Here is a 10,986-nt window from a genome sequence, read left to right as displayed (position 1 = left end):
GGCGTTGTTGCCTAAATCGATGCAGTTTGAAGGGAACTTACTGAGGACTCGGAGATCTGATCACCACCATCCTCTTCAAGTTTGCATCATGGGCACGTCGCTTCACCCCATCACCAACTGGCCTACATACAACAAGTCTTTGATTAACCGTGGTTCACTCACCTTCTGGGTTGATGCCGAAGCCATGAACAGCTGGTTTCACCACGACCATCATGGGCGCCGAGGTCGCAGCCAGCTTTACACCGACCAGACCATCTGTACCTTCCTGATGCTCAAGGGGATTTTCAACCTCACTCTACGGGCCACTCAGGGACTACTAGACTCCCTGTTCGAGTTGATGAATGTACCGTTGTGCGCACCGGACTATAGCTGCGTCAGCAAGCGAGCACGCTCGGTGACTGTGGCTTATCGACAGCCCCCAAAGGAACGTATTACCGACTTGGTTATCGACTCAACCGGGCTGAAGGTGTTTGGGGAAGGCGAGTGGAAGGTCAGAAAACACGGTTCGGAGAAGCGGCGAGTGTGGCGCAAGTTGCATCTGGCGGTAGACCCGGTGACCCACGATATCGTGGCGGCGGAAGTCTCACTGGAAAATGTCCATGATGCCGAGGTGTTGCCCACCTTGCTCAACCCTCTGCGGCGTAAGCTGGGACATGTTTATGCGGATGGTGCCTATGACAGCAAAGCCAGCCATCAGCTTATCTCGCGCAAAGGGGCGACAGCCTGTATCCCGCCTCGTAAGAGCGCGGGGTTATGGAAAAAGGGGCATCCAAGAAATGAGGCCGTGCTGGTGATGCGCAAGAAAGGGCTGGCGCACTGGAAGAAGATATCGGGGTATCACCGTCGCTCGCTGGCAGAGACGGCGATGTATCGGCTCAAGCAATTGCTGGCGGGGAAAATCAGTCTGCGTAACTACAACGGCCAAGTGGGAGAAGTCATGGCGTATGTTAGCGCCATAAACAAGCTGAATACCCTTGGTCTACCTGTCAGAAAGCCCCGAGTGTAGCGGTCACCAGGGGCTGGGGCAGTTGCTGCTTGATGGTTGATTTGGGAAACAACGCCGGACTCAAGCCATCTCACCAAGTCACGAAGAGTGAAATCTTCCGCAACACCATATTTTGCCAACTCGTCTCGAGGAAAGTCACACTGCTGCCCTTGCTCTAACAAACGCAGTTTCTGGTGCTCGATGACTTGGCTCAAGGCCTCATAATGCCCTTGTAGCAAATCAAATCTATGTAGGTAATGACGCACCCGCACGATGGCATCTGATGAATCCAACTCAGGGAGCGCAGCAAACAACTCTGATCCGTCGAGTGCAGGCAGATGGGCCTGATCTTCTATAAGTTGCTCAATATGCTGAAGCGTATCAAGGTTCTCATCTTTCAAAGACCACTTGTCTAGATATCCTTGATAGTCATCGTTAAACTCGCTAATTGATGTCTGCCAAGCTTGTAGCAGTTCGACTATTCGATCCCGGTCAAACAACTGTATTTTAGTGTTATTCACACCACTCCAGGGATGATCATAAATTTCTGCATCAGACCCAACCTGCTCTCTTACTTCCTTATAAATACGACTGAACTCGACAACTTGTTCGCTTAGCCGTAACCGGGTAACTGCATCCAGTTTTTTACCTGAAAAATTTTCGATATGGAGCGCGTTTGCATCGATATCCAATTTGTGACGATAACGGGTTGCACCACTCAATATCTGATGGATCGTTTTACCGGTTTTTTCCCATTGGGTATTAATCAATACGGCATATTCATTGAGCTTCTGCTTGAGATCTTCATAACGCAAAATCCGGGCATCGATCTCTTCTGTCGTAGGTATTGTGGACTGGTGAGCTATACGTGCAGCAATATCTTCCAGAACCTTACGCTTATGCGTTTTGTGGCTGTGCAGCTCCAAGCAAAAATCACCTAGGCCAGCACGATCCAAGCGATGTTTGACGACCTCCAGTGCAGCCATTTTCTCGGCTACAAACAACACCTTCTTGCCGTTGAGCAGGGCCGCGGCAATCAGGTTGGTAATTGTCTGTGATTTGCCACTACCGGGTGGCCCCTCAATGACAAGATTATGACCGTGGATGGCATCGATCAGCGCGCTGTGCTGCGAGCTGTCAGCATCATCTATGAGTGGGATCTTGTCATGAATATCAGGATAACTATCGATGCAATATTCATGCTGACCGAAGCCGCCGGTTGAACCGGAACTATTATCAGCAGCGTCCTGACTGGTGAAAAAGCGACGAATAACGTCATGAGACAAGATGTTACGTTTGTCCTGAGGCCAACGAGCCGGATCGAGGTCAAGATACATCATCATCTTGCCAAAATTGAGTAAGCTCAGTGAGCCATAACGCTTCACTGACCACTTGGGTTTGTGCTGCTCGACAACCTTCTTCACCGCTGCAAGATAAGATTCGGGTGTAGCGTCTTCATTGAATAGGGGAAGGGCTAGACCAAAGTCAGCTTGTAGCTTCTCCTTCAAGGAGAGATTGGGCAAGATATCTTCGCCCGTGTAGTGGAGTTGAAATTTGTAAAGCCCATCCTTGGGGTCTAATTTGCCACGCTCACATCTCACCGGAATCGTGAATAAAGGGGCATAACGAGCCTTTTCAGACGAGTCACTTTCATACCACTCGAGGAAGCCCAACGCCAAATACAGGATATTGGCGCCACTCTCCTCCAAAGCAGTTTGGGCCTTACCGTAAATGGCACGCAAACAAGCTTCAAGTTCATTTGGATATAACAGGACCTGTATCCGGTTATCATCATGACTGGGATTGGAAGACGATATAGTGAGTTCATTCCCTGCTTTTGCCTGCCGTTCAAAATCCTCAAGCCCTTCATAACCCGCCAAACAGCAAGCCGCCGTCAACGCAGATAAATTGATGCCTTGCTTGGTATACTCAGCCCGGATACCTGTCAATTTACCATTTTGCCTCTGCGCATATTGGCAAATAAAGTGATGAGCCTGCTCCAGCAGCCTCCTGTTTGCGTCTGAAACAGGGTTTTTGTGGCTATCGGGTAAGTCAAAATCGGTGCATATCCCCAATACCTGAGCCCAATCCTTGGCACTTGGGTTTGCCTTTAGCTGTACATCCTTACCATCCTGCCCAACTTTGAGATAGCCATGGTCTAACAGTTGCTGCCTGGTTGGATCTGGAACGGGAGCAAACTCCATCGGCGTTTCCGAACCGAGAGTTTCATAGAGCTGGTCAGGTAATTCATCAACAATGCGCAGTGAAGACCCTTTATGTGTGATTGGGAAGTTCAGTAGTCGATTCCGAGACGTAAGATCCAGCAACTTCTTACGCATAGCCTCGAGGGAAGTCAGAACAAAATCTGGCTCTCCTTGATTGAGCGTCTCTGCTGCAGAGGTATCTACAATCGACATAATCTTCTCCATTCTTAGGGTCAACAGGTGAAACGTTTTACGCTGATGTATCACGACAGGATAGCGGCAAACTGCCGTAAAGAAGGGGGGCGTTTAGCCCCCCTTCTTTGTCAACCCATCATACTATCAACTTAACTGTCATTAGTTGATGTCGGCCAAATTTAATAAATAGATTCAGCCTGTTATTGCACAATCTGGCTGGATAACAACACTTGCAACATCTGCTTTTGATGCTCAGCTATCTCATCCTCCTGCCAGCGACCCTTCTCTTTCATAAGCCTGATCATTGCGAGCAACTTGAGGCTATCAATCTGGTTGTTGGCAAGGCTCGCTTCAAAGTGCTCCTGCTTCTGTTGCGGCTGGAAGTTACTCAAGCGCGAGTTCTTGCTGTGGCTGATAAGGCAAAGGTTGCCAAACGAATGGAGTGCACTCTGCTCAACCGGTTTATAGCCATCCATCGGATGCTGGGGTGAGAAGTGCTCCACCGAGCTGCGGAAAGTGAACTCAAAGGGGCCAGCAACTTTGTCGCTATTCCGATCTCGTACCCACAGCAGGTAGTCGAGGAAATTGAAGACAAAGTTGTTCTCGATATGACCGAAGCGAAGTTTGGATGTAATCACCTCGTGCCAGCTCTCATCCACATTGATGGCGGGCAACAGGGCATTATCAAGGTAGAGCATCTGGTAATAGGAAGCCCCTTCACCCGGCGCCAAAAAGCGCTGGAAGACAAAGCGGCGAGCCTGACTCTCCAGATAGGACAGATAAGCCCCTGCCTCTACCGGTTGATCAGGGTGACAATTGTCGAACAGATATCTCAGTGCACCATTCAGCCAATGTTTGTAAACCAGGGTCGGGGTCGACACATGAAACGCCGACAGCAACATCAGGATCCGCCGGTTAACACCAGAGAAACCATTCTCATTTTCATCCTTGTCAAAGGTATTGATGTAACTGACGCTCTTTTCCGAATACCAGTGCAGCCGCTTCAGACTCCAACCATCCTTGCCATCGGCAAACTCGCGCTTGATGATGAACTGATCAAACAGATACTTGCTCTTTAACAGGCCATAGATAAAACGCTTAACTGCCGCTACTGGATCCGGTTGCCTTATCACTCGGACCTCAAACTGATCAACCAGTTGTTTATCATCAAGAGGCACCCCCTCCGTATCACCCGGGTCGCGGCTAACGAGTCGCAGCACATGGAGCAAGAAGTTGGAGAAGTTGATGACGCTGTTAAAGCGTTCGGAGCCTGCGCTCTCCTCCTCCACCATCTGCTCACCATCGAGCTTGTCATCCTGCAAAATGGCCAACAAGGTACGCCCCTGGCTACCGGCAGTGGCCCCGTTTTTATCGGCAGCGTCGGCCGTGTTAGGGGACCCTAGCAGATCAAGCAGATGGGCAAAATCACGGGGCACAAACTGGCCCCAGTCGCTCTCACCAAACAGACGGTGGCGCTCTTGCGGGGTAAAGCCGTACTGGATATAGCGCTCCATATTGGCGCAGGCATCCCATACCCGGGTCAGGATATGAATACTTTGGCGACGATGCTCTTCCTCGGGTATCTGGTTCAGCGTCTCCATCAGCCGCGCCTTGATCACTTCATGCTTTTCCAACTGCTCGCCGCGATTGTTCATCGCCTCGAAGAAGTGATTGAGATCGGTATCCTTGGGTACCTCAATACGAGAGATCTGCACATGCGTGAAGAGGTAGTCGCAAAAGGCCGTCAGTTTAGCCCCCACCAAACCAAGATCCGCCATTGCCTTGCCAATCAGCTCAAAACCGTTCACAAGACCTTCATTGAAGGTACTCCCCCGCAAATCGTGGGGGGCAACACCTTGCCATAAGCGCTCGAAGGTATGGCTCGATATCGGGCGACTCTCAAAAGCGAGGTTGATGGTCTGATACCAGCTCATATCCACCGAATCTTTCGCGTGGTGTTTGAGCCAATTGGCCAGCAAAGAGAGGGTAGTAAAGCGCTGCTGGCCATCGATTACCTCGAAACTGCCATCGTCCCGGGCAAATACCACCAAGGTGCCGATATAGTAGGTTTGCTGTTCCTTGGCTCCGACCGATTTTTGCTGATAATCCAGCACATCTTGCAGCAGCTGGGTGATCTCTCCCTCTCCCCAGGCGTAGTTGCGCTGGTACATGGGCACCAGATAGCGGGCGCGATCTTCAAGCAGTGCACGAATGGGAAAGGGGTGGACGCCTGCATCACTCATAATATTTCATCTCCCGAAACAGCCCGACCAGTTCATCTTCGGCGCCGTTGCGATTGTTCTTGTTCTCTCGACTGCTCATGCTAGGCAAAGGGAAGCCGTGCAGATCTCCCGGCAGACGGGCATCACGAATGGCACGGATCAGATTGTGCTCCAGCACGTAGTTATCCATGGTCGCCAGTTGCACCACCTGCTGGCGAATACGGCAGCGATAGGCCCAGATAAAGCACTTCTCGATGGCCAGTGACAGCCCCTGACTGCCGAACTTGTCGATATAGAAGATCAGGGCACAGTCGAACATGGCCCGCACATAACGATCCCCGGTGCGGTGGCGGCGCTCGTAGCTGCCCAAGGTCGAGAGCACCTTGCTGGCCATCGGCGTCAGCGTTTCGCCAAGCAGGGTGGCAGATTGCGTCTTGCCGGAGTCAGACTCCTCGGCCACGATGGCGGCCACCCGCGTCTGGTAATACTCGGCCATCTCGAAAAAGCGCCGGCCATTGATGATCATCTGGTCGAGGTGAAAGGGAAACGTCATGCGCTGGCCATCTATCTTGCGCTGGTACTGGCCGTTGTACTCATCGACAAAGTGGTGGGCGATACGCAGCGACTCCACGTAGGGATAGTGCCCCACTCGGTCGAGGTTGACCCCCTTGAAGAGATCCACCTCCCCCTTGCCAAAGTAGCGGGCCGACTTGCCCTCGGCCCACTGGCGTACCCGATAGAGATAGAGGGCGAACAGATTGGCCAGCTCGTCGCTTGGCAGGCGCTCCCAATGGGCGACCGCCTCGGCCTTGAGGTTGGCCTCATGGTCGGCAAACTCGCGCAGGTGAAATGCCTTGAGCAGATCGTGAGGAGCCAGATCGCGCCCCCGGGCATTTTGCGAATCGAAGAACTGGAACGCCTCCGAGATATCCTGCAGCACAAAGCAGACTACCTGACAGCGGTTGAGCAGAAAGTCGATTTGCTGCTCGTCAAATTCAGGGCGGGCGACCAGCCGACGCAACTCCAGATAGTTGCGTCTGAGGTTGAACTCCGAATCCCGGCTGGGGAAGCGCTGGCGCTGCATAAACGCATCGATAGGTCCACGCAAGGCCTGCAATTGCTCACGCAGATCCTGACGTTGAAACCGGATACTCTTCTCTTTGCCACTGCGAGTTTCGTTATCCAGCACCTCGATCAGCGCCTTGACGGTCAACATCAGGGTCAAGGTGCGTTGCTGGCCATCGACGATATCAAGCATCTCGCCCTGCTCACTATCGGTGTGCTGATGAAACACCACCGAGCCCAGCCGATAGGCGCTCTTGTCCTGATGGGTCGCCAGATCGGTGAAGAGATCAGAGATATTCTTGGCGCCCCAGCGGTACGGCCGCTGATAGCTTGGGATAGCCAGTTGGGGAATGGCCAGCAACTGGCGTACCGGCCGCACCTGATTATTGATGCTCTCCATCATGCCTCCTTCGATAGCGGCAGGCGGATACGGCCGGTCAACAACTGCTGCATCATTCCCTGTTTCAAGGAGCGGGCCTTGGCCAGCTTCTGCTGCAGAGCGGTAAGCTCGCTATCCATATCGGAGAGGATGGTGGCGATGGCGGTTTGTTCTTCAAGGCAAGAGGGAACCGCTACAAACATTTTCTCAAATGTTGATCTTTTAATACCCTGTGCTGTTGAGCCTGTCGCACTTTCTGAAATGTATGATTGAAACATATCAGACAGAAAAACTTGGATAATGAACGTTGGTAAAAATTTAGAGCGTTCAAGCTGAAGCAATATAGTTCTTTGGCTAAGAATGTATTTTTCCTCATTAGGAATCAAAGCAACATTCCCTAGTGGAGCCTCCATGGTAAAAACAATATCACCTTTGCTTGCATCGCCAGATGTCATCCATTTTTTATATAGTTCATCTGAGCCGAAATAGCATTCAGCTTCATAATCAATGAAACCTTTCTTTACGTTACCTGCAGATAGAGCAAGAATATCACCACCGCCCCACTCTAATCCCAGCTTCCTTGGCGTGCGCCCACGATAGTCAATGATATTACTCGTAATATCTTTAAGCGTTGGGGTAATCCAATCCTCTGGGATTTGTCCCAACTCGCTGGATTTATAGCCTTTGAGGGTGCCATCCGGGCGCAGGGCGAACTGCGGCAAGCGAGTACAGCCAGTCAACAATTGCTGCATGGCGGCGGTCTTGATGGCCTGTTTCTTGGCGATCAGCTGCTCCAAGCCAACAATCAGTGCATCGGTATCCGACAGCACATTGGCAATGGCGGTTTGTTCAACAACCATAAGAGGTAATGCAAATTTCAACTGCCTTACTTGAGCAAAGTTCAATCCCTCTCTATTGCCACCAGCTTGAAAGCTATCGATTTGATTTTGACCAAGGCTTGAATTAATAAGCTCAACCAAAACAACTGGAGCAATTTTTGAATCTTCGACTCTGATTATGCAGACATGCTGGTTTACATTGCCACCGATGACTTGTTCTTCTGCTTTTGCACAGCGCCCGATTGATGCGCCAGTTATATTTAGCAGTACATCATCACGCTTTATTTCTGAACCAAGAAAAGTAGAGTGAACAGCCTCAGTTATATATGCAACATCGGACAGTTCGAGTTTTCCCCATCCGACATTTTGGCTTCTAACAAATGGTTTTCCACTATCAACATATACAGACGAACCTCCAGTTGGCGTTTTTCCACTACCAACCTTTACCGCACAATTATCAATTAAAAAAACATCCCAATCCACCGGAATAACGCCGACTTCGGTCTGCTTATAGCCCGCCGGAATAGCCTGCTTGTCTGCCATCTCACCCGCTTTATGCTGCATCATCTGCTTTGCCATTATGCCCACTCCAGCCCCATGGCCTTAAGGTGGGCCGCCACCTTGGCCTCCAGTTCGCTGACGTTTTGGGTGAGTTGTGGCAGGGCGCTGCTATAGCGCTCTTCCAGCTCCTTGACCCGGTTAGCTAGCTGCTGGGTGACCCGCTCAATCTCGGCTTCCAGCGCAGCACACAGGCTCGCCTGCCATTTATCTTCCACCAGCAGGGTTTTAATCTCGTTATCCTGCAGCTTGGGGTAGTGAGCAAACACCGCTTTATCGAGGGCGTCACAGGCCTCCTTATGGGCCTTCTTGGCGCGGGTCTCGGCGTCGAACAGCTGCTGCACCTGCTTGAGCACTGCCAGCTCTTCCTTGTCGGTGGCGGCCTTGATGCGGGCCTTGACGCTGGCGGCAGTGACCTTCTCCTTGTCGTTCATCGCCTCAACCAGGCCGCCCTCTTCCCCGCTCTGCTCCTCGATAAAGCTCTCCAGTGCCTGGCTCGCTTCATCCAGCGCGGCTTGCAGGGTATCGAGCTCTTTTTGCTCATTGGCAAAGAAGCGGGCCACCAGCAAGGCGGGCGGAATAAGCTCGGCCTTGTACTTGGCTTTGCCAATCACCAGATCCGGACTCTCTTTGATCTTCTCGCCCTTGTCGGCGATCAGCTCGCGCAGCACCCGACCCGCTGGCCAACCATCCTGAGAGAGGACATAGAGATCGTCTTGCAGCTGGTTCTGCCAGTAGTCCATCAGCAGCTGATAGATGGCGTAGGGGTCGAGCAGCTCACCGGTCGCCTCGGCGCTCGCGCGGTAGTGCTCAAGCAGTGCTTCACTCACCTCGTCGATCAGCGCCTTGGGCGAGTCGCCCTTGGCAAACTCACCGAACTGGCACTCGCTAAACCACTGGGCGAACGGCGCCAGCGCCGCCTGTTTGAAGCGGGCAAACTCCTCACAGGCCAGTATGGTGCCTTTGACCTTGGCGGCGGCTACCCGCGCCTCACTGTAGCCGGGACGAAGCGGGGCAAACAGGGTCGCCTTGAGGGTCGGGAATACTCGCCAGTAGGAGCCAAGCGCCGCGATATCCCGCTCGGGGATCCCTCCTTGCAGGTGACCGGCCAGATCGTGCAGATCTTCCCCTTCGCTGCCATCGATATAGCGCGGGATATTGAGGTTGTAGTCGTTGCGGGCGATCTCGCTAAGCGGTACCCAACGGCTGTAACCCTCCAGGGTCAGGCCACGGGTGAAGGTGTCGACAATCTTGTGAATGTCCTGCTCGCGCAGCCGGTTCTTGTTGCCATCTTTGATAAAGCCTTTGCTGGCATCGATCATAAACAGCCCTTGCTCATTGCCAGCCAGAGCATTGAACGCCCGGGTGTGGGCGCTCTCTTTGTCGATGACGATGATGCAGGCGGGAATACCGGTGCCGTAGAAGAGGTTGGCGGGCAGACCGATGATCCCCTTGATGTAACCCTGCTTGAGCAGGTTCTCGCGGATACGCGCCTCGGCATTGCCGCGAAACAGCACACCGTGTGGCAGGATCACGGCCCCCTTGCCGGTGCTCTTCAGGCTCTTGATGATGTGCAGCAAGAAGGCGTAATCGCCGTTTTTCTCTGGCGGCACGCCCCAGACAAAGCGGCCGAACTCGTCGTGCTCAGCATCGAGGCCACTGGTCCAGTTCTTGTTTGAAAATGGCGGGTTGGCCACGGCGAAGTCGAAGGTCTTGAGCTGGTTGTTGCCCTCTTTCCATTGGGGCGCGGCCAGGGTGTTGCCCTTCCAGATTGCTGCGGTGGGATTGTCGTGCAGGATCATGTTCATCCGCGCCAGCGCACTGGTGGCGTTGTCCATCTCCTGCCCGTAGATGGTCAGCCCCTTGGGACCGGCCTCATCGCTCGCCTTGAGCAGCAAGGAGCCAGAACCACAGGTGGGGTCGTAGACGGTGGCATCTTGCGGGGTCTGACGGCTGATGCCGATCACCTTGGCCAGAATGCGCGACACCTCGGCCGGGGTGTAGAACTGCCCCTTGGATTTGCCCGACTCGGTGGCGAAGTGGCGCATCAGGTATTCGTAGGCATCCCCCAGCAGGTCATCCCCTTCGGTGCGGTTGGCAGACAGATCCAGCCCCTCGAAGATCGCCACCAGCTTGGAGAGGCGGTCGATCATCTCCTTGCCCTTGCCGAGTTTGTCCTCGTCGTTGAAGTCAGCAATGGTAATCACCCCTTGCAGATCGTTGGCAGTCGCCAGCGCACTGATGATGGTGTTGATCCCCTCGCCTATCTCCTTGCTGCCCTTGAGCGCCACCATGTCGTCAAAACTCGCCCCGGCTGGTACCTCGATCATGGCGTACGGGTTGCCCTTGGCCTTGTCGGAGACGTATTTCACAAACAGCAGGGTCAGCACATAGTCCTTGTACTGGGAGGCATCCATCCCGCCGCGCAGCTCATCGCAGCCAGCCCAGAGGGAGGAGTAGAGTTCGTTCTTCTTGATAGCCATGAGTCAGGTATTCCGATAAGAGTCAGTTTGCGCCAAGGGCGCAGTGGAAACGATGT

6 protein-coding genes are annotated in these 10,986 nt (G+C 53.0%); 1 reads left to right on the top strand and 5 read right to left on the bottom strand.

Translation table 11 applies throughout. The features are described from left to right. Positions 1-88 precede the first annotated feature (88 nt). Positions 89-1,006 carry an IS5 family transposase gene (locus AB5Y76_RS12250; protein ID WP_100645812.1) on the top strand — a complete coding sequence of 306 codons (918 nt, stop codon included), beginning with the start codon at positions 89-91 and terminating at the stop codon, positions 1,004-1,006. Here AB5Y76_RS12250 and AB5Y76_RS12245 read toward each other — a convergent pair. The 5 genes from AB5Y76_RS12245 to AB5Y76_RS12225 form a co-directional block, all read right to left on the bottom strand. Beyond that, the gene (locus AB5Y76_RS12245; protein WP_368177729.1) at positions 913-3,402 is read right to left on the bottom strand and encodes a DUF4011 domain-containing protein; all 2,490 of its coding nucleotides are present in this window, start codon (positions 3,400-3,402) and stop codon (positions 913-915) included. The genes AB5Y76_RS12250 and AB5Y76_RS12245 overlap by 94 nt on opposite strands. 182 nt (positions 3,403-3,584) lie before the next feature. Further along, the gene (locus AB5Y76_RS12240) at positions 3,585-5,627 is read right to left on the bottom strand and encodes a DUF262 domain-containing HNH endonuclease family protein (RefSeq protein WP_263717044.1); all 2,043 of its coding nucleotides are present in this window, start codon (positions 5,625-5,627) and stop codon (positions 3,585-3,587) included. After that, entirely contained in the window at positions 5,620-7,074 is a 1,455-nt protein-coding gene (locus AB5Y76_RS12235; protein ID WP_263717043.1) for a DUF262 domain-containing protein, read from the bottom strand. The genes AB5Y76_RS12240 and AB5Y76_RS12235 overlap by 8 nt, the downstream gene beginning before the upstream one ends. Continuing rightward, a complete protein-coding gene (locus AB5Y76_RS12230; RefSeq protein WP_263717042.1) occupies positions 7,071-8,468 on the bottom strand; it encodes a restriction endonuclease subunit S in 1,398 nt (465 codons plus the stop codon). Before AB5Y76_RS12230 ends, AB5Y76_RS12235 begins: the two co-directional genes overlap by 4 nt. Then, positions 8,468-10,930 (bottom strand): type I restriction-modification system subunit M, encoded by a 2,463-nt coding sequence (locus tag AB5Y76_RS12225; RefSeq protein WP_263717041.1) that lies wholly within the window; start codon positions 10,928-10,930, stop codon positions 8,468-8,470. The genes AB5Y76_RS12230 and AB5Y76_RS12225 overlap by 1 nt, the downstream gene beginning before the upstream one ends. Positions 10,931-10,986 lie beyond the last annotated feature (56 nt).

Source organism: Aeromonas sp. R1-2, assembly GCF_040908505.1.
In the GTDB taxonomy this organism is placed as follows: Bacteria; Pseudomonadota; Gammaproteobacteria; order Enterobacterales; family Aeromonadaceae; genus Aeromonas; species Aeromonas veronii.
This window is presented reverse-complemented; position numbering and strand designations above follow the sequence as displayed.